Source organism: Tessaracoccus sp. ZS01, from assembly GCF_022342445.1.
Taxonomy (GTDB): Bacteria; Actinomycetota; Actinomycetes; order Propionibacteriales; family Propionibacteriaceae; genus Arachnia.
In genome coordinates this window covers 226,497-245,000 of sequence record NZ_PQFE01000001.1, presented here as the reverse complement: position 1 = coordinate 245,000, position 18,504 = coordinate 226,497, and the positions used below count along the sequence as shown (strand labels likewise).

Here is an 18,504-nt window from a genome sequence, read left to right as displayed (position 1 = left end):
GGGCCAAGGGCCTTGCCGACGAGCCTATTGCTCACCTGTGGAAAACTCAACCGGTTCATCGTCCCACCCGTTGCCCAGCACCTCTTCGAGCACGCCGCTGACGATGCCACCCGAGAAACCCCTGCGGGCCAGCACACCGGCCAGCCGGCGGCGCGCGACGTGCCGTTCAAGGCCTGTGAGCGAGCGCACGCGACGGCGGGCCAACGTCAGCGCAGCCTCTCGCTCGTCCTCCGGATCCAGGTGGGCCAGTACCTCGTCGGCGATCTCGCGGTCAATGCCCTTGGCCTGGAGTTCCTGCCGGATGCGGACCCTCCCCCGCAGCCCGAACTCTGCGCGCGTCGAGGTGAGCGACTGAGCGAAGGCCGCGTCGTCGATGAGCCCCACCTCGGTGAACCGCTCGATGATCTCATCTGCGACGTCTGCAGGGACGTTGCGCCGCTTCATGACGGTACGCAACTCCTGCTCCGAGCGTGCCCGCGTGGCCAACTGATCCAGCGCGATCTTGCGAGCCACCTCCACCTGGGTGACCCGCTCCTCCGCGCTGCGATCAGAAGTCAACTTCTCCGGTCTCCGGGTTCACGCCCTCCGGCACGGCCTCCTTGTCGATACCGAGGTGGACGCGGATGCGACGCTCGATGTCGTTGGCGACCTCGGGGTTGTTCTTCAGGAAGGTTCGGGCGTTCTCCTTGCCCTGGCCCAGCTGATCCGACTCGTAGGTGAACCAGGCGCCGGCCTTGCGCACGATGCCGGCGTCCACGCCCATGTCGATCAGCGAGCCCTCGCGGGAGATACCCTGGCCGTAGATGATGTCGAACTCGGCCTGCTTGAAGGGCGGGGCCACCTTGTTCTTGACCACCTTGACGCGGGTGCGGTTGCCCACCATCTCCGTGCCGTCCTTCAGCGTCTCGATGCGGCGCACGTCCAGGCGGACCGAGGAGTAGAACTTCAGCGCGCGGCCACCGGTGGTGGTTTCGGGGCTGCCGAACATCACGCCGATCTTCTCGCGGAGCTGGTTGATGAAGATGGCCGTGGTGTTGGAGGTCTTGAGCGCACCCGTCATCTTGCGCAGCGCCTGCGACATGAGGCGGGCCTGGAGACCGACGTGCGAATCGCCCATCTCGCCCTCGATCTCGGCGCGGGGTGTCAGCGCGGCGACGGAGTCGATGACGACGAGGGAGAGGGCGCCCGAGCGCACCAGCGTGTCGGCGATCTCCAGGGCCTGTTCGCCGTTGTCCGGCTGCGAGACCAGCAGCTCGTCGGTGTCGACCCCGAGCTTCTGGGCGTAATCCGGGTCCAGCGCGTGCTCGGCGTCGATGAAGGCGCAGATCCCGCCGTCGCGCTGGGCGTTGGCGATGGCGTGCAGCGCGACGGTGGTCTTGCCGCTCGACTCCGGGCCGTAGATCTCGACGACGCGACCACGGGGCAGCCCGCCGATGCCGAGCGCCACATCCAGCGCCACGGAGCCCGTGGGGATCACGTCGATGGGCTGGCGATTGTCCTCGCCCAGCTTCATGACGGAGCCCTTGCCGTGGGCCTTCTCGATCTGGGCGAGCGCCGCCTCCAGCGCCTTGTTACGGTCCGATGAGGCCATCAGGATTTCCTTCCAGGAACCGGCTGATGCCGGAGGTTTCGATGTCACTGTCACTGTAGGTAGCGGGCCCGACAATTTTCGATGAGCCGGTTCCGCTGTGGACAACCGCCGAATTCAACATAGGCGAACAGACGTTCTAATGCGAACCGACACGCCGCCGATTCAGCGCAGTCTCGTGGGCAGTTCCAGTTGTCTCCAGACAGCGCGCCAGATGGCCTTGCACGGGATCCCTGCACCGAGCGCTTCGCGGACCGTGCGACCCCCCAGGTCCTCGAGAACGACGGATTCCGCCCAACTCGCGGCATATCCAGCGGGCAGAGCCTCGTTCATTCGTTCCCAGAGTTCAGCTTCGCGCACGCGCCAACGGTACACGCCGCGCGATGATGGGCATTCGCGCAGATCTTTGTGTCAAAACTGGGCCCCCTGCGCACTGGAAGTGAGCAAGGGCTAGAATCTCGCTCAACGTTTGTGCGTATGTTGCACAACAGGCCACTTCGGCGCAAAGGAGTCCCCACGGATGAATGCACCCGGCACGCCCTCCCATAAGCGATCGGACCGGATGGTCGCGCTTTTGGCACTCCTGACGGAGCAGGGCCAGTTGCCACTGTCCTATCTGGCGGACCAACTGGGGGCGTCGGCCGCAACGATCCGACGCGATGTCGCACTCCTGGCGGCCCAGGGCCTCCTCGAGCGGACCCATGGCGGAGCCCGCCCCATGAAGGGCAACAGGGAACTTCCGGTGCGGTTGCGCGACGGCCGGAATCAGGACGCCAAGCGCCGGATCGCCCGGACGGTGGCCGGCATCATCCCCGCGGGCAAGCACGCCATCGGCCTGACAGGCGGGACCACGACCGCCGAGGTGCTCCGCGCCCTCAGGCACCGCGACGACCTGACGATCATCACGAACTCACTGAGCATCGGCCTCGAGGCGGCGGAGCAGGGCCAGGCCCGCGTCCTGATCGCCGGGGGCGTGCTGCGCTCGAGCTCGCTGGAACTGGTCGGTTCGCTGGCTGAATCAACCATGAAGCTGGTCAACGTCGGCACGGCGGTGGTGGGCGCCGACGGCGTCAGCGCCACCGGGGGTCTGACGACGCACGATGAGATCGAGGCCCGCACGAACCTGGCCATGATCGAACGGGCCCAGCGGGTCATCGTCGCGATCGATTCGACGAAGATCGGTCACACCACGCTGGCCAAGGTGGCGGACATCAAGGACATTCATGTGCTGGTGACGGACGCCGGGGCCCCGGAGGCTGAACTTCAGCGGATCCGGGACGCCGGCGTCGAGGTGCACGTTGTTGAGGGGCCGCGTCACCGCTGACGGGTCAGGCGGCCACCGCCACCCGGGGCACACGCTGGGCCTCGAGGGTGGCGAGCTTGCCACTGATGGAGATCATCAGATCCGACAGGGACACGTCGAGCGCGGAGGCGATGGCGAAGAGCACTTCGCTGGAGGCTTCCTTGTGACCGCGCTCAATCTCCGAGAGGTAGCCGAGCGAAACCATGCTGGCCATGGAGACCTCTCGCAGGGTCATGCCGGCGCGCATCCGGAGTTCCCGGAGAGTCTCGCCCATCACCTTGCGAATCAGAATCGTCTTCACGGCTGTTTCCTATCTGACGACGGGCCGAGTGCCCGCTGTCGATAGGTCCAACCGCAAAGGGGGGCGGTTTGTTCCCGATCAGCGAAAAAGTTTGTCCAGGTTTCTCTAGAGAACCCGCAACAGCATCTCGAACGCATGCTCGGTGGCCGCGCGCCGGACGGCCTCCCGGTCGCCGTCGAAGGTACGCAGTTCGGTGTACTGCGGCGGGGACGACATCCCGACCCGTGGACCCACCACGGCGAACCAGACGGTGCCGACCTTGGCGCCGTCCGTCTCCGTGGGACCGGCGACCCCGGTGGTGGCGACGGCCCAGTCGGAGTTGCAGCGGCGTTGCGCCCCGAGCGCCATCTGCAGCGCGGTCAGTTCGTTGACCACACCCTCGCGCTCGATCAACTGCTCGTCGACGCCGGCCAGGCTGTGCTTCAGGTCCCGCGCATAGGTGATCAGGCCGCCGCGGTACGCCTGGGAGGCCCCGGGCACTGACGTCAGTTCGGCCCCGATGCCGCCACCGGTCACGGATTCGCACGTGGCCAGGGTGACCGAGCGGTGGGTGAGCTTCTTGATCAGTTCGGCGGCCAGCGTCATGCCCGCAAGGCTACCTGCTCACGCCTGCTGGGCGCGGCCCTTCCGGCGGATGACCCACGCGTGACGGAGGTAGTCAAAGCCGGTGACGACGGTCAGGATGAGCGCCGCCCACATCAGCAGCCAGCCGATGAACTCCACCGGCCCCGGCAGCATGTGGACGCCGAGGCTGAAGATGATCAGCGCGAAGGTCTGGGTGAGCGTCTTCAGCTTCCCGCCCTTGTTCGCGGCCATGATCCCGTACTTGGCGATGGCCGCGCGCACCCAGGTGATGCCCCATTCGCGCACGAGGATGATGATGGTGAAGTACCACGGCAGCTCGCCCAGGATGCTCAGCGAGACGAAGGCCGCGCCTGTCAACGCCTTGTCCGCCACCGGGTCCCAGAGCTTGCCGAAGTCTGTCACCAGGTTGTACTTGCGGGCGATGTGCCCGTCGGCCAGGTCCGTGAGCATCGCCACGACGAACACGACGGTGGCCCAGAGCCGCCAGGTGAAGTCCTGCGGACCGATGAAGAGGAAGGCCACGTACACCGGCACCAGGAGGATCCGGATGACCGTGAGGATGTTCGGGATGTTCCAGTTACTGGCCGCCCCGTCCGACGCCGCACGACGGGGCCGGTCGCTCACACTCTCACTCACAGTGCCTCCGCAATCAGATCGATGCCCTCAGAATCCACGACCCGGGCGCTCACGAGGCTACCGACGGGCGCCTCACGGTCCAAAGTCACCGCACCGTCCGTCTCAGGAGCCTGGTGTTCGGCCCGGCCGGTTGTCTCGCCGTCCTCGTTGCTCTCGACCAGCACGACGACGGTGTCGCCGATGCGGTCTGCCGCACGGGCCTCGGCGACGTCCACCGCCACATCGGCGAGCATGGCACGACGTTCCTCGATGACGTCGTCAGGAAGGTGGTCCGGCAGCGACACGCCCTCGGTCCCCTCCTCGTCGGAGTAGCCGAAGACGCCCAGCACGTCGAGTTGGGCGGCGATGATGAAGTCCCGCAGCGTCTGCACGTCCTCGTCGGTCTCGCCGGGGAAGCCGGCGATGACGTTGCTGCGGATGCCCGCCTCCGGGGCGATCGCGCGGATCCGGCCGATGAGGTCCAGGAAGCTGTCGGGGTCACCGAAGCGGCGCATGCGGCGCAGCACGGTGCGCGACGCGTGTTGGAAGCTCAGGTCGAAGTACGGCACCACCTTGTCGATGCTCAGCATCGACTCCACAAAGCCAGGGCGGATCTCGGCGGGCTGGAGGTAGCTGACGCGGATCCAGTCGAGGCCGTCGACCTGCGAGAGCCTGTCAAGCAACTGCTCGAGCCGCACGTCGGCGCCCATGTCCTTGCCGTAACTGGAGGTGTTCTCGGAGACCAGGAAGAGTTCCTTGGCGCCCTCCTGCACCAGCCAGCGGGCCTCCGCCTCGAGTTCGTCGATGGGGCGGGAGAGGTAGGAGCCGCGGAAGGCTGGAATCGCACAGAAGGCGCAGCGTCGGTCACAGCCGGAGGCGATCTTCAGCGAGGCGCTGGGGCCGCCCATCAGGCGACGGCGGGCCCCGGGCAACCAGACGTGGCCCGGCACCGCGACCTCGGGTGCTGCCGCAGGGCGGGCCGACGGGGTGAGCGGGAGCAGCTTGCGCCGGTCGCGGGGCACGTGCGAGATGGCCTTCTCGCCGTCAAGGATGCCGCGCAGCCGCTCCGCGATGTCGGCATAGGCGTCGAAACCCAGGACGGCGTCTGCCTCGGGCAACTCAGCGGCAAGCTCGACGCCGTAGCGCTCCGCCATGCAGCCGACCGCGACGACAGACTTGACCATGCCGCCGTCCTTGAGGTCTGCGGCGGCGAGCAGCGTGTCGATCGAGTCCTTCTTCGCCTGGGCAACGAAGCCGCAGGTGTTGACCACCACCGTCTCCGCGGTCTCCGGGTCGTCGACGAGGGTGAACCCGCCGTGTTCGAGGCGGGCGGCGAGTTCCTCGGAGTCGACGTCGTTGCGGGCGCAGCCGAGGGAGGCGATGTGGACCGAGTGGGTAGTCATGGTGGGCCTAGTATCCCACCATCAGCTGACGGAGAGGTTGGCGAGGACCTCGTCGAGGTCGTCGGGCTTGACCAGCACCTCGCGGGCCTTGGAACCTTCGGACGGTCCCACCACTCCCCTGCTCTCCAGGATGTCCATCAGTCGGCCGGCCTTCGCGAAGCCGACGCGGAGCTTGCGTTGCAGCATCGACGTGGAGCCCAGCTGCAGTTCCACCACCAGGCGGCAGGCGTCGAGGACGAGGTCCAGGTCGTCGCCGATGTCGTCGACGACCTTCTTGTCGCTCCCTGCCGCGACCGCGACATCCTCGCGGTAGTTGGGCTGGAGCTGCCGGCTGATGAAGGCCACGACGTCGCGGATCTCGGACTCGTTGACCCAGGCGCCCTGCACGCGGATGGGCTTGGAGGAGCCCATCGGCAGGAAAAGCCCGTCGCCCTTGCCGACGAGTTTCTCGGCGCCGGGCTGGTCGAGGATGACGCGGGAATCGGTCATCGACGACGTGGCGAACGCGAGCCTGGAGGGCACGTTGGCCTTGATCAGGCCGGTCACCACATCGGTGGACGGGCGCTGCGTTGCCAGCACCAGGTGGATGCCGGCAGCTCGGGCCAGCTGGGTGATACGCACGACGGAGTCTTCCACGTCACGCGGGGCCACCATCATGAGGTCGGCGAGCTCGTCGACCACGACGAGGAGGTACGGGTACGGCGTGAGCTTGCGCTCCGAACCGTCGGGTACCTTCACCTGCCCGGCGCGGACGGCCTTGTTGAAGTCGTCGACGTGGCGGAACCCGAAGGCGGCCAGGTCGTCGTAGCGCATGTCCATCTCGCGCACCACCCAGGCGAGCGCCTCGGCGGCCTTCTTCGGGCTGGTGATGATGGGGGTGACCAGGTGCGGAATGCCCTCGTACTGGTTGAGTTCCACGCGCTTGGGGTCGACCAGGAGCAGGCGAACCTCGTCCGGTGTGGCGCGCATCATCACGGACGTGATCAGCGAGTTGATGAAGCTGGACTTGCCGGAGCCGGTGGCGCCCGCCACCAGGAGGTGGGGCATCTTCGCCATGTTGGCGACCACGAACCCGCCCTCGACGTCCTTGCCGAGGCCGACCGTCATCGGGTGGTGGTCGTTCTTGGCGCGGTTGGAACGCAGGACGTCGCCCAGCGAGACGACCTCCTTGTCCAGGTTCGGGATCTCGATGCCGATCGCCGACTTGCCGGGGATGGGCGTGAGGATGCGGATCTCGTTGGAGCCGACGGCGTAGGCGATGTTGTCAGCCAGGCCGGTGACCTTGCTCACCTTGATGGCGGAACCCAGCTCGACCTCGTACCGGGTGACAGTCGGGCCGCGCGTGTAGCCGGTGACCCGGGCGTCGATCTCGAACTCGCGCAGCACGGCACCCAGTTGACGCACCACCTTGTCGGACGCCTCCGTGCGCGCCTTGGGCTTGGAGCCCGGCGCGAGCGTCTGGTCGTCCGGGAGTTGGTACATCACGTCGCCGCTCAACTGGAGCTGCTCGGCCGGGCCGGGAGGCGTGGAATGCTGCGGTGGCTCCGGTTCGAGGGCCGTGGCGTTCTTCGGGCGGCCCGGCACCTGCCGCGGCTCCGCCGGCGCAGCCGGGACCGGATCAGGCTCCGCGTAGGAGTCGCCGAGGTAGTCGAAGACCTCGGCATCGTAGGAATCCTCGACCTCGGGATCCTCCACGGGGTCGTCGATGAGGGGGCTGTCGTAGGGCACGGCCACGCCGAGCTTGAGCTTGTCCTTCGGCGTGGGGTCGCCGTCGTGTTCGACGAGCGCGCCGAAGAATCGCGAGACGCCGGCGCCCAGTTCGCGGACGGGGCGGCCGATGACCAGCAGCGCTCCCAGCAGCGTCACCATGATGAGCAGCGGCACGGAGGCCCAGACTGTGAGCAGGTCCGAGGGGATGGAGGAGGAGACATAGCCGAGTACACCGCCGGCCGCGCGCACCGCCTCCATACCGTCGGTGTTGGGGCGCGGCAGGCCGGCCCCGATGTGCACGAGCCCGAGCGAGCCGAGCGTGATGAGGAACCAGCCCAGACCGGTGCGCGGGGCCGCGTCGACGTCGTGCGGATGCCGCAGGACGCGCCACGCGCCATAGAGCAGCACCGCGGGGACGACCACCGACAGCGAGCCGAAGACGGTGCTGACGCCCGTCTGGAGCCACCGGCCGACGGGGCCGTCGAGGTAGAACCAGAAGCGGGCGGCCACCACGGCGCCGAGCATGAGGAGCACCAGCCCCCAGCCGTCGCGGCGGAGCTCGGGGGCCATGTCGTCAGAGTTGCCCCCGACGCTGCGTGCCATCCAGCCGACGCTGCCCGCGATGCCGCGGAAGATCGCGGCGATGCCCTTGCCGATCCCTCCGACGATGGTCACACCGATGCCGGGGCCCTGCTTCTGCGGCTTCGCGGGAGCGGCCTTGGTGGCTGCCGGCCTGCGGGTTTTCGCCGTCGATGTGGTGGCCCGGGTCCGTGTGGAGCCCGAGCTGGAGGTACGTTGCTTGGCACCACCGGAAGAAGACGCACGCGCCTTGGTGGTGCTTCGCGAAGGGGAAGATCCGCGAGTCGCCATGTTCGTCACCCTAGCTGACGGGGCGGACGTCGCCGTTATCCCACTCCCGCGCGCGGCGGGTTTCCCACCGGTCTCAGCCGAAGTGGTCCCAGCCCATGGAGCCCTCGTAGGGCGCCCCGTCGACGGTGATCCCGGTGCCGGCGCTGACCGCGCCCACGCGCACCCAGCCTTCCGGAAGGGTGGTGCCGGACGGGAAGGTCGCCGCGAGCGCGTGGTCCTCTCCCCCTGCCAGGATCATGCCGAGGGCGGGCTTGCCGGTGGCGGCGGCCACGCGGGCCACCGGGTCCGGGATGCTCAGCTGACCGGTCACGACGTCGATCGAGACGCCGGAGCCCTCCGAGATGTGCCCGAGGTCTGCGAGCAGCCCGTCGGAGATGTCGATCATGGCGGTGGCTCCCGCCTCAGCGGCGACCCTGCCCTGACCGTACGGGACGTGGGGTGTCTGGTGCTCCAGGACGGCGTCCTTCGGGGACCCGAAACCGCGCTGCAACGCGATCAGGCCCGCCGCGGAGAGGCCGAGGTTGCCGCGGACGGCGACGATGTCGCCCGGCTGGGCGCCGTTGCGGGTGACGGGAGCACGGCCCATGGTGTCGCCGATGGCCGTGACACAGGCGACGATGTGCTCAGAGCTGGACATGTCGCCACCGATGAGGCTCACCCCGGCGGTGCGGCACTCGGCACGCACGCCTGCCTCGAAGTCGTCGACCCACTTGGGGTCGAGGTCCTTCGGGAACGCGAGGGCCACCACGATGGCCGACGGGCGGCAGCCCATGGCCTCGAGATCCGAGACGTTGACCGCCACGGACTTGCGCCCGACCGCGTGCGCCGGGCTCCACTGCTGCTTGAAATGGACGTTCTCGATGAGGATGTCGGTGCAGACCACGGTGTCGCCCTGGAGGGAGACGACCGCGGCGTCGTCTCCGACGGAGAGTTCGACGTCGGAGTTGACCTCGAGGCCCTGGGTGACGCGGGCGATGAGTTCGAATTCGCCGATCATCGCAACCCCACCGGCCGGGACATCGCCAGGCTGATGAGGCGGTCCACGAGCTCGGGGTACGTCATGCCGCTCTCCTGCCACAGCGTGGGGTACATGGAGATCTCGGTGAAGCCGGGCATCGTGTTGACCTCGTTGATCCAGGCGCCGTCGTCCGTGACGAAGAAGTCTGCGCGGACCAGGCCCTCGGCGTCGACCGCGTGGTAGGCCCGCACGGCGAGGGCGCGGAGCCGGGCGGCGAGGTCGTCGCCGAGCTGGGCCGGCGCGTCGAGAGCGGCGCCGTCCTCGTCGAAGTACTTGGCTTCGTAGTCGTAGAAGCCGTCCTCGGCCTGCACGCGGATCTCGCCCACCACGGAGGTGCGGCAGCCGTCCGTGCCGTCGGGGTCGCCGAGGACGGCGACCTCGAGTTCGCGTGCGCCGACGAAGCCCTGCTCCACGACGATCTTCGGATCCCACTTCTGGGCCTCCGCGATGGCGTCGTCGAGCTCGGCGGGATCCGTGATGCGGACGATGCCGATGGAGGAACCGCCACGGGCCGGCTTGATGAACAGAGGGTATTCGAGTCGGTTGATCTCTTCGAGCACGGCCGCTCTGTCGTGGGTGAGGCGGTGCGCAGAGGCGACGACGTAGGGCCAGACGGGTAGCCCTGCGGCCTCGAAGGCGATTTTCATGAAGTGCTTGTCCATGCCCACCGCCGAGGCCGTGACGCCGGAACCGACGTAGCGGATCCCCATCATCTCGAACATGCCCTGGAGCGTGCCGTCCTCACCGAACGGCCCGTGCAGGAGCGCGAAGGCGACATCGATGCGGTGGATGTCGACGAGCTTCTCGCCGGACCGGGTGGCGACCTCACAGCCGTCCTCCCCCACCATCCACACCGCGTCGTGCTGCGGCTCGGCGACCTGGGGCGCCTGTCCGTCGACGATGCGGTAGGCCTCGATGACCTCGAGCGGCACCTGGGTCCAACGGCCCGTGCGGGAGATGCCGATGCCGTGGACGTCGTAGCGTCCCTTGTCGATGGCCTTCAGTACCGATGCGGCAGTCAGGCACGAAATGCCGTGTTCCGACGACTGGCCGCCGAAGATCAGTGCGACCCGGGTGCGTTCACTCACATGTCCTCCTAGTGCGTCGAGGAGTCTACGCGTCTTCCCGCTCGCATGTCCCAACGCCCCTCGGGCGGCGTCTCGCCACGCAGGTCCGCGACCATCGCGGTCAGGACGTCCAGGAAGTGGTCCGTGACCTGGTCGAGGAGTTCCTTCGGGGCCTCCCCGCCGTCGGAGTTCTGAGCGGCGAACGCGCTGAGATCGAGGGGCGCACCCGCCAAGATGTGCACGTCCCGGCGGCCACCGAACATCTTCTTCCATTCGAGGTGCTTGCGACCGAGGATCTGGTCCGCGCCCACCTGGGCGACGGGCATCACGGTGACCCCTGTCTCCAGGGCGAGTTGGGCCGCTCCGCGGCGGCCGGTCATCGGCCACGCGTCGGGATCCGAGGTGATGGTGCCCTCCGGGTAGATGATCACGCACTTGCCGCGTTCGAGCGCGCGGCGCGCATGGATGAGGGAGTCGCGGGCCTGCTCAGTGTTCCGGTAGACGGGGATCTGCTCACACTTGCGGGCGATCCAGCCCAGCACCGGCACCTTCCAGATCTCGGACTTGCCGAGGAAACGGGGCCAGCGGCCGCTGTAGATGAGGTATTCGCCCAACACGATGGGATCGAAGTTGGAGATGTGGTTCGCCACCACGAGCAGGCCGCCGTCCTGGGGGACGTGGTGTTGACCCGCCCAGTGTCGCCTGGCCACCAGCGGGATCACGAACCGGACGAACCTCAACACGAGGTGCCGGTAGACCCACGGACCGTGCTCCTGGTTGACCTGGTTCAGCGGGAGTCGCCACGGCTTGCGGCCGCGCTCGAGCGTGCTCACGGCGTCACTCTGCGCACCGGGACGGCGAGACGCAACGCGGCGGCCATGGACGCGATGAGCGCCGAGGGGAGGAAGTAGAGCCAGACGTCGCCGAGGAGGAGCAGCGCTGCGATCACTGTGACGGCGGCGGCGGTGAAGGTCGCCGACATGCCGTACGGCTGCTTCCACACCACGAGCGCCGCGCCGAGCGCGAAGGCCGGGATGAAAGCGAGCCACGTCGCGCCCTGCCCCACGGCCCAGACGGCCACGCCCATTGCCCCGAGGACAGCGAGCCCGAGAAATGCAGGAGGCAACCAGCGGTGGGACATGCCGCAACTTTAGCCGTGTCGGCGGCGGCTAGGGGCGGGGAGCCCTCCGACGGGTGACCACGACGGCGTCAGTGACGAACAACAGGACAGCGACCCAGATCAGGGCGAAACCCGCCCAGCGACTGGGTGGCATCGGCTCGCCGAAGTACAGCCAGCCCAGGAGGAACTGCCCGATCGGCGCGATGTACTGCAGGATCGCGATGGTCACCATCGAGACGCGGCGAGCCGCGGCAGCGAAGAGCAGCAGCGGGATCGCCGTCACGATGCCGGTGGTGGTCAAGAGCACGCTGTAGCCACCGGTGGCCGTCGACTGGCCGGTGACGGCGAGATAGATGAGGAAGCCGATGGCGATGGGTGCCACGGCGCCCGTCTCGATGGCGAGGCCGGGCAGGGCCCCGACGGAGCGGCCCGCGAGCTTCTTGACCAGCGAGTAGGTGCCGAAGGAGGCGGCGAGGGTCAGGGCAGCCCACGGCACCTGGCCGTAGGCGACCACCATCACCACGACCGACGCCAGGCCGAAGAACATCGCGGTCCACTGCAGCGGCCTCAGCCGCTCGCCCAGCACGAGGATGCCGAGGGCCGCCACGGCCAGCGGGTTGATGAAGTACCCCAGTGCGGTCTCGAGGGTGTGGCCCGTGAGTACCGCGAAGACGTAGGTGGACCAGTTGACGACGATCAACACGCCGGCGACGGCCAGCGACAGGACGGTGCGACGATCCGCCAACGCCTTCTTCAGGTGGCGCCACTGCCCGAGGACGGTCAGGAACACGGCGCAGAAGACCAGCGACCAAACTGCCCGGTGGGCCACCACCTCCAGCGCCCCTGAGCGCTCGAACAACACGAAGTAGAGCGGGAACAGGCCCCACAAGCCGTAGGCGGCCAGACCATAGCCCAGCCCCTTGTCGGAGTCCGTCATCTCACCTGTCCTTCAACCGGCCGCGTGCGCATCGTCGCACGCCGCCGGCCAAGGAACCGTACCGCTAGTCGAGCGTCTCCAAGAAGTCGAGGACATCCATGTTCCATTCGCGGGCATGCGAATCGTTGAGCCCGTGCGGGCCACCCTCGATGACCGCGAGCTGCGACTGGGGGATGTACTGGTGCATCCGCTCGCTCGACTTGCTGATCGGCACGTTGAGGTCGCCATCTCCATGGATGACGAGGGTGGGGACGTCGATGGCGCGGCAGTCGTCGCGCATGTCTTCCGCCCAGATCAGGATGGTCTCCACCGCCGCGTGGGGATCAGACTGCCTGGCGATCTCCAGAGCGGCCAGCCGGACGTCGTCGCCGACCTGCAGGCCACGTTCATCCGTCGAGTAGAACCAGCCGATGAACTTCTCCAGGAAGCCGTCGCGGTCCTCGCGACACTGGTCCGCCATGCCCCTGAAGCCCTCCATCGGCATGGCGCCGTCCGGGTTGTCGTCAGTGATGCAGAGCGCCGGGGTGACGGAGCCGGAGAAGATGGCACCGGCCACCCTGTCGGAGCCGTACCTGCCCAGGTAGCGGGCGACCTCTCCCCCGCCCATCGAGAAGCCCAGGAGCACGGCACCGTGGAGGTCGAGTTCGTCGAGCAGCGACCGGAGGTCGTCGGCCAGGGTGTCGTAGTCGTAGCCGTCCGCGGGCTTGTCGGACTTGCCGAAGCCGCGTCGGTCGTAGGTGATGACGCGGTGGCCCGCCTCTTCGAAGCGCGGGATGTTGCGGGCGAAGGCCTCCCCGGAGAGGGGCCAGCCGTGGATCAGCACCAGCGGCCGGCCTGCGCCGCCGGTGTCGGTGTAGTTGAGGGTGACGCCGTCGGCAGTGGTGACAGTGGGCATGTCTCGCCTCCTTGGGCTGTGGTGTGTCCTGCCGCCCAGGCTAGTCCGCGAGGGGGTTCCCGGACGGTCAGCCGCGGAAGTCATCCGGGTCGACGGTGTCCAGGAACTCGCTGAACTGCTCGACCTGGGCCTCTTCCTCGGCCTCAGACAGTTCGCCCTCGTGGATGCCGGCCTCGCGCAACACTTCCTCCGCCACGAAGATGGGCGCCCCCACCCGCAGCGCGAGCGCGATGGAATCCGACGGCCTGGCGTCGATCACCTTGGGCCCCTCAGCCGTGCCGAGGGTGATCTCCGCATAGAAGGTGCCCGCCTCGAGCCGGGTGACCGCCACCCTGTCCACCGTGGCCTCCATCGCCTCCAGGAGCCGGGACATCAGGTCGTACGACATGGGCCGGGCCAGGACCGCTCCCTCGAGCGCGACCATGATGGCCGTGGCCTCCTGTCCACCGATCCAGATGGGCAGGAACACCTTGAGGTCTTCGCGGGGCACGCTGGGCTTCAACAGCACCACCGGGAGCCCACGAGCATCGATAGCCATACTGGTGAGATCGACTTGGATCATGGCGGACCACCTCCGGGATCGGGGTCCCTCCCAAGTCTATCCGGGGCCGGGGGAACCGTTAGAGGTTGTAGCCGATGGCCCGCAACTGCTCGCGGCCGTCCTCGGTGATCATCTCGAGCGTCCACGGCGGCAGCCACACCCAGTTGATCGCCACGGAGTTCGCCAACCCGTCGAGCACGTACTTCGTGTCGTACTCGATCTTGTCGGTCAGCGGGCAGGTGGGCGACGTCAGCGTCATGTCGATGGTGACGTTGGCTTCGTCGTCGACCTGTGCGCCGTACACCAGGCCGAGGTCCACCACGTTGACCATCAGTTCGGGGTCGACGACGTCCTTCATGGCCTCGAGCACCTCGTCGACCGAGGGCACCGCGGTGCCGGTGGCCGGCTTCTCGATGTCGACGTCGGGCAGGGTGTCCTTCACCAGGTCGCTGGGCCGGGGTTCAGTCATATCGGGATCCTTTGTTGAAACGATGATCAGGCCGAGGCCTGGAGGGCAGCGTCGCGCATGGCCGACCAGCCGAGCAGCGCACACTTGACGCGGGCGGGGAACTTGGACACGCCCGCGAAGGCGATGGCGTCTTCGAAGACGTCCTCGTCGGGGACGATGGCGCCCTGGCTGTGCATGACCTCCAGGAACTGGTCGTGCATCTCCAGCGCGTGCTCGACGGGGGTGCCGATCAGCAGGTCCGTCATGATCGACACGGACGCCTGCGAGATCGAGCAGCCTTCGGCGTCGTACGAGATGTCGGTCACCTTGCCGTCGTCGATCTGCACGCGGAGCGTCAGTTCGTCGCCGCAGGACGGGTTCACGTGGTGGACCTCCGCCTGGAACGGCTCGCGCAGCCCCGCGTGGTGCTTCTCGCGGTAGTGGTCCAGGATGATCGTCTGGTACAGCTCGTCGATGTTCATGTCTCAGCCCTTCAGCTTCGGGGCGAAGTAGTTACGGGTGAAGACCAGCGCGTCCGCCAACGCGTCGATCTCCGCAGGGGTGGTGTACAGGTACGACGACGCGCGCGTCGAGCTCTGGTGGCCCAGGCGCTTGTGCAACGGGCGGGCGCAGTGGTGGCCTCCCCGGATGGCGACCCCGCGCGAGTCCAGCACCTGCATCACGTCATGCGGATGCACGTTGGCGATGTTGAACGAGATGGCGCTGCCGCGATCCTCTGCGACGGTGGGGCCGAGGATCCTCAGACCCTCGATGGCCGTCAGCTTGGCCAGCGCGTACTTGGTGATCTCGTGCTCATGCTCGGCGATGGCGTCCATGCCGACGCGCGTCAGGTAGTCGACAGCGGCCCCCAGCCCCACGGCCTGTGCGATCGGCGGGGTGCCGGCCTCGAACCGGTGCGGAGGCGCCGCGTAGGTGGAGCGCTCCATCTCGACGATCTCGATCATCTCGCCGCCGCCCAGGAACGGCGGCATGGTGGCGAGCAGCTCGTAGCGGCCCCACAGCACGCCGACACCCGTCGGGCCGAGCATCTTGTGCGCGGTGAAGGCCAACAGGTCTGCGCCCATGGTCGACACGTCGGTGACCTCGTGCGGGACCGACTGCGAACCGTCGACCACCAGCAGCGCCCCGACGGCGTGCGCCTTGTCAGCGAGGAGCGTCACCGGATTGTGGGTGCCCAGCACGTTGCTCACGGCCGTGATCGACACGATCCTGGTGCGCTCGTTGATGAGGTTGTCGCGTTCGGCGGCCTCGAGATCGAGGCGGCCCTCCTCCGTGATGTCGAACCAGCGCAGCGTGGCGCCGGAACGCTGGCAGGCCATCTGCCAGGGCACGATGTTGGAGTGGTGCTCCATGACGGAGATGACCACCTCATCGCCGGGCTTGAGCCCGGCGCCCAGCGAGTTGGCCACCAGGTTGAGCGCCTCGGACGCGTTCTTGGTGAAGACGATCTCCTCGCCACGGGACGCACCGATGAACCGGGCCACCTTCCCCCGCGCATTCTCGAACGCCTCGGTCGCCTCAGCACCCAGGAGGTGCATGGCGCGCGCCACGTTCGCGTTGTGCTGCAGGTAGTGCTCGGCCACGGCGTCGACCACCTGGCGCGGCTTCTGCGAGGTGTTCGCCGAGTCGAGGTAGGCCAACGGGGACTCCCCCACCCTGCGCCGCAGGATGGGGAAGTCGGCCCGGATCAGGTTGGTGTCCAGCATCAGGCGTTGGCAGCTTCCTTGATGTACTTCTCGTAGCCCTCGGCCTCGAGGTTCTCGGCCAGTTCCTTGCCTCCCTCGGCCACGATGCGGCCGTCGACGAAGACGTGCACGAACGTGGGCTCGATGTAGCGCAGGATGCGGGTGTAGTGGGTGATGAGGACGACGGCGCGGTCACCCTGCGCCGAGTACTTGTTCACGCCCTCGGAGACGATGCGCAGCGCGTCGATGTCGAGGCCCGAATCGGTCTCGTCGAGGATGGCCGCCTTGGGGTTGAGCAGCTGGAGCTGGGCGATCTCGTGACGCTTCTTCTCACCGCCGGAGAAGCCCTCGTTCACGGAGCGGCCGGAGAAGGACTTGTCGAGCTGCAGCTCGGTGAGCGTCTGCTCGACCTCCTTGACCCAGGTGCGGACCTTGGGGGCCTCGCCGTCGATGGCGGTCTTGGCGGTGCGCAGGAAGTTGGCGACGGACACGCCGGGCACCTCGACGGGGTACTGCATGGCGAGGAAGAGACCGGCGCGGGCGCGCTCGTCGACCGACAGAGCGGTGAGGTCCTCACCGTCGAGGGTGACGGTGCCCTGGGTGATCGTGTACTTGGGGTGACCGGCGATGGCGTAGGCCAAGGTCGACTTGCCCGAACCGTTGGGGCCCATGAGGGCGTGGATCTCACCGGGTTTGATGGTGAGGTTGACGCCCTTGAGGATCTGCTTCGGGCCGTCCTCGGTCTGGATGTCGACGTGCAGGTCGGAGATGACGAGGGTTGACATGGTTGCTGTTTCTCCTGAGTGAATCTATTGGGGGGATGTGCGGGGGCGTACCCCCCGTGTGTCAGTACTGGGTGACGGTGGCGTGGACGTCGATCAGGACGTCGTCGCCTTCGATGTGGCACGCGAACACGCGCACCGGCTCCGTGGCGGGCAGGTTGAGCGGGCGGCCGGTGGCCAGGTCGAAGACCGATCCGTGCAGGTAGCACTCGATCGTGTCATCGACGACGTCTCCCTCGGAGAGAGCCACCTTGCCGTGGCTGCACTCGTCCTCGATCGCGTAGATCTTCCCGCCGTGGCGGACGATGGCAACGGTGAGCTCATCGTCCACCTCCACGGCGAGAGGGACGTCCGTCGTCAGGTCCGTGACCTTGCAGACCGCCTGGGGGCTCACTGCTCGTCGGCCTTCGTGGTGGTCGAGCCGTGCACCAGGTCGAGCTCGCGCTCGATCGTGGTGAGCAGACGCGCCTCGATCTCCGGGATACCGACCCTGCGGATGATGTCGGCGAAGAAGCCGTGCGCCACCAGGCGACGGGCCTCCACCTCCGGGATACCGCGGGCCATCAGGTAGAACAGCTGCTCGTCGTCGAACCTGCCGGTGGACGACGAGTGGCCGGCGCCGGCGATCTCGCCGGTCTCGATCTCCAGGTTGGGGACCGAATCAGCCTGACAGCCGTCCGTCAGGACGAGGTTCTTGTTCGACTCATAGGTGTCGATGCCCTCAGCGATCTTGCGGATCAGCACGTCGCCGATCCACACCGAGTGCGCACCCTTGCCGCGCAGCGCACCGCGGTAGTCCACGTTGGACTTGGTGTGCGGCGCGTTGTGGTCCACGAACAGCCGGTGCTGGATGTGCTGGTTCTCGTCGGCGAAGTAGAGGCCGTAGGCCTCCAGTTCCCCGCCCGGGCCTTTGTAGGTCGAGTTCTCCTGGAGCCGGACGTTACCGCCCAGGGAGGCGGTGACCGTCTTGACGTGGGCGTCGCGGCCGATGGCGACGGTGCGCTGACCGCCGTGCACCGAACCGGTGTCCCAGTCCTGCAGGGTGACGAAGTTCACTTTGGCCCCGTCGCCGACGATGACGTCGGTCTTCTCGGCGTAGTTGGCCGAGCCGACGTACCGGAACACGATGGTGGCGCGGGAATTGGCACCGACGCTGACCACGACGTGGTCGCGGGCCTCGCCGCCGTTGCCCCGGCCGGTGAACACGATGGGCTCGGTGAGCTCCGTGTTGGCCGCGATCCGGATGTGCGTGCGGTGGATGGACTGGAAGGCAGCCAGGGCCGAGATCCGGTCCGTGGGCGCCTCGTTGGCGAGTGCCTGGGCCTGCTCAGCGGTGATCGACTCGACGGTCACGCTCTCGGGGAACTCGCCGCTCCACTCCAGCGAACCCAGACCCTCAGCCACAGGGTTGAGGAGGGTCTTGAACCGCTTGAGCGGGGTGAACCGCCAGATCTCCTCGCGGCCGGTGGGCAGCGGGTGATCCTCGACGTTCCACGACGGGGTGGGGTGGAGGTGCGACTCGACGGTTTCGATGGCTGCGGCCACGTTGGGGGCCTCAGTGATGGTGGTCAATTCTTCTTCCTTCAAATGGTGTGGGCGGGCGGGCTGGGACGGC

The 18,504-nt window shown here is 67.7% G+C and carries 22 protein-coding genes; 1 reads left to right on the top strand and 21 read right to left on the bottom strand.

Annotated features, from left to right (window positions below; genetic code table 11):
* Window positions 1–24 precede the first annotated feature (24 nt).
* The 3 genes from C3E87_RS01195 to C3E87_RS01185 form a co-directional block, all read right to left on the bottom strand.
* Window positions 25–558: a regulatory protein RecX gene (locus C3E87_RS01195; RefSeq protein WP_143570836.1), complete on the bottom strand. Its 534-nt coding sequence runs from the start codon at window positions 556–558 to the stop codon at window positions 25–27.
* Window positions 548–1,594, bottom strand: coding sequence for a recombinase RecA (recA, locus tag C3E87_RS01190; RefSeq protein WP_076059417.1), 1,047 nt, complete (start codon window positions 1,592–1,594; stop codon window positions 548–550). The genes C3E87_RS01195 and recA overlap by 11 nt, the downstream gene beginning before the upstream one ends.
* Window positions 1,595–1,753: 159 nt before the next feature.
* Complete coding sequence (locus tag C3E87_RS01185; RefSeq protein WP_076059415.1) at window positions 1,754–1,948, bottom strand: DUF3046 domain-containing protein; 195 nt, start codon at window positions 1,946–1,948, stop codon at window positions 1,754–1,756.
* 202 nt (window positions 1,949–2,150) lie between these two features.
* Here C3E87_RS01185 and C3E87_RS01180 point away from each other — a divergent pair, with 202 nt between their 5' ends.
* Window positions 2,151–2,912: a DeoR/GlpR family DNA-binding transcription regulator gene (locus tag C3E87_RS01180; RefSeq protein ID WP_076058418.1), complete on the top strand. Its 762-nt coding sequence runs from the start codon at window positions 2,151–2,153 to the stop codon at window positions 2,910–2,912.
* A 4-nt stretch (window positions 2,913–2,916) separates the two neighbouring features.
* On the opposite strand, the gene C3E87_RS01175 is transcribed toward C3E87_RS01180, so the two are convergent.
* From C3E87_RS01175 to sufD, 18 genes are all read right to left on the bottom strand, one after another.
* Window positions 2,917–3,192: a helix-turn-helix domain-containing protein gene (locus C3E87_RS01175; protein WP_076058417.1), complete on the bottom strand. Its 276-nt coding sequence runs from the start codon at window positions 3,190–3,192 to the stop codon at window positions 2,917–2,919.
* 105 nt (window positions 3,193–3,297) lie between these two features.
* Entirely contained in the window at window positions 3,298–3,777 is a 480-nt protein-coding gene (locus C3E87_RS01170; protein WP_076058416.1) for a CinA family protein, read from the bottom strand.
* Window positions 3,778–3,795: 18 nt separating this feature from the next.
* Window positions 3,796–4,413 (bottom strand): CDP-diacylglycerol--glycerol-3-phosphate 3-phosphatidyltransferase, encoded by a 618-nt coding sequence (gene pgsA, locus C3E87_RS01165; protein WP_233120656.1) that lies wholly within the window; start codon window positions 4,411–4,413, stop codon window positions 3,796–3,798.
* A complete protein-coding gene (rimO, locus tag C3E87_RS01160) occupies window positions 4,410–5,795 on the bottom strand; it encodes a 30S ribosomal protein S12 methylthiotransferase RimO (RefSeq protein ID WP_076058415.1) in 1,386 nt (461 codons plus the stop codon). The genes pgsA and rimO overlap by 4 nt, the downstream gene beginning before the upstream one ends.
* Before the next feature lie 21 nt (window positions 5,796–5,816).
* Window positions 5,817–8,108 carry a DNA translocase FtsK gene (locus C3E87_RS01155; protein WP_076059411.1) on the bottom strand — a complete coding sequence of 764 codons (2,292 nt, stop codon included), beginning with the start codon at window positions 8,106–8,108 and terminating at the stop codon, window positions 5,817–5,819.
* A gap of 340 nt (window positions 8,109–8,448) precedes the next feature.
* Window positions 8,449–9,372 carry a thiamine-phosphate kinase gene (locus tag C3E87_RS01150; RefSeq protein ID WP_076058414.1) on the bottom strand — a complete coding sequence of 308 codons (924 nt, stop codon included), beginning with the start codon at window positions 9,370–9,372 and terminating at the stop codon, window positions 8,449–8,451.
* Entirely contained in the window at window positions 9,369–10,481 is a 1,113-nt protein-coding gene (locus C3E87_RS01145) for a D-alanine--D-alanine ligase family protein (RefSeq protein WP_076058413.1), read from the bottom strand. Before C3E87_RS01145 ends, C3E87_RS01150 begins: the two co-directional genes overlap by 4 nt.
* An 8-nt stretch (window positions 10,482–10,489) precedes the next feature.
* On the bottom strand, window positions 10,490–11,293 hold the full coding sequence (locus C3E87_RS01140; RefSeq protein WP_158069020.1) for a 1-acyl-sn-glycerol-3-phosphate acyltransferase: 804 nt from the start codon (window positions 11,291–11,293) through the stop codon (window positions 10,490–10,492).
* Entirely contained in the window at window positions 11,290–11,601 is a 312-nt protein-coding gene (locus tag C3E87_RS01135; RefSeq protein WP_158069019.1) for a hypothetical protein, read from the bottom strand. The genes C3E87_RS01140 and C3E87_RS01135 overlap by 4 nt, the downstream gene beginning before the upstream one ends.
* A gap of 28 nt (window positions 11,602–11,629) precedes the next feature.
* The gene (rarD, locus tag C3E87_RS01130; RefSeq protein ID WP_076058411.1) at window positions 11,630–12,517 is read right to left on the bottom strand and encodes an EamA family transporter RarD; all 888 of its coding nucleotides are present in this window, start codon (window positions 12,515–12,517) and stop codon (window positions 11,630–11,632) included.
* A 64-nt stretch (window positions 12,518–12,581) separates the two neighbouring features.
* Window positions 12,582–13,412: an alpha/beta fold hydrolase gene (locus tag C3E87_RS01125; protein ID WP_076058410.1), complete on the bottom strand. Its 831-nt coding sequence runs from the start codon at window positions 13,410–13,412 to the stop codon at window positions 12,582–12,584.
* Window positions 13,413–13,479: 67 nt separating this feature from the next.
* Window positions 13,480–13,974 carry a bifunctional nuclease family protein gene (locus C3E87_RS01120; protein WP_076058409.1) on the bottom strand — a complete coding sequence of 165 codons (495 nt, stop codon included), beginning with the start codon at window positions 13,972–13,974 and terminating at the stop codon, window positions 13,480–13,482.
* A 58-nt stretch (window positions 13,975–14,032) separates the two neighbouring features.
* Window positions 14,033–14,422 carry a metal-sulfur cluster assembly factor gene (locus C3E87_RS01115; protein WP_076058408.1) on the bottom strand — a complete coding sequence of 130 codons (390 nt, stop codon included), beginning with the start codon at window positions 14,420–14,422 and terminating at the stop codon, window positions 14,033–14,035.
* 26 nt (window positions 14,423–14,448) lie between these two features.
* The gene (gene sufU, locus C3E87_RS01110; protein WP_076058407.1) at window positions 14,449–14,883 is read right to left on the bottom strand and encodes a Fe-S cluster assembly sulfur transfer protein SufU; all 435 of its coding nucleotides are present in this window, start codon (window positions 14,881–14,883) and stop codon (window positions 14,449–14,451) included.
* Window positions 14,884–14,886: 3 nt separating this feature from the next.
* Complete coding sequence (locus C3E87_RS01105) at window positions 14,887–16,131, bottom strand: cysteine desulfurase (RefSeq protein WP_369819250.1); 1,245 nt, start codon at window positions 16,129–16,131, stop codon at window positions 14,887–14,889.
* The gene (gene sufC / locus C3E87_RS01100) at window positions 16,128–16,892 is read right to left on the bottom strand and encodes a Fe-S cluster assembly ATPase SufC (RefSeq protein WP_076058405.1); all 765 of its coding nucleotides are present in this window, start codon (window positions 16,890–16,892) and stop codon (window positions 16,128–16,130) included. The genes C3E87_RS01105 and sufC overlap by 4 nt, the downstream gene beginning before the upstream one ends.
* Before the next feature lie 61 nt (window positions 16,893–16,953).
* Window positions 16,954–17,283, bottom strand: a complete 330-nt coding sequence (locus C3E87_RS01095; RefSeq protein WP_076058404.1) for a non-heme iron oxygenase ferredoxin subunit — start codon at window positions 17,281–17,283, stop codon at window positions 16,954–16,956.
* The gene (sufD, locus tag C3E87_RS01090) at window positions 17,280–18,461 is read right to left on the bottom strand and encodes a Fe-S cluster assembly protein SufD (RefSeq protein WP_076058401.1); all 1,182 of its coding nucleotides are present in this window, start codon (window positions 18,459–18,461) and stop codon (window positions 17,280–17,282) included. Before sufD ends, C3E87_RS01095 begins: the two co-directional genes overlap by 4 nt.
* Between the last annotated feature and the right edge of the window lie 43 nt (window positions 18,462–18,504).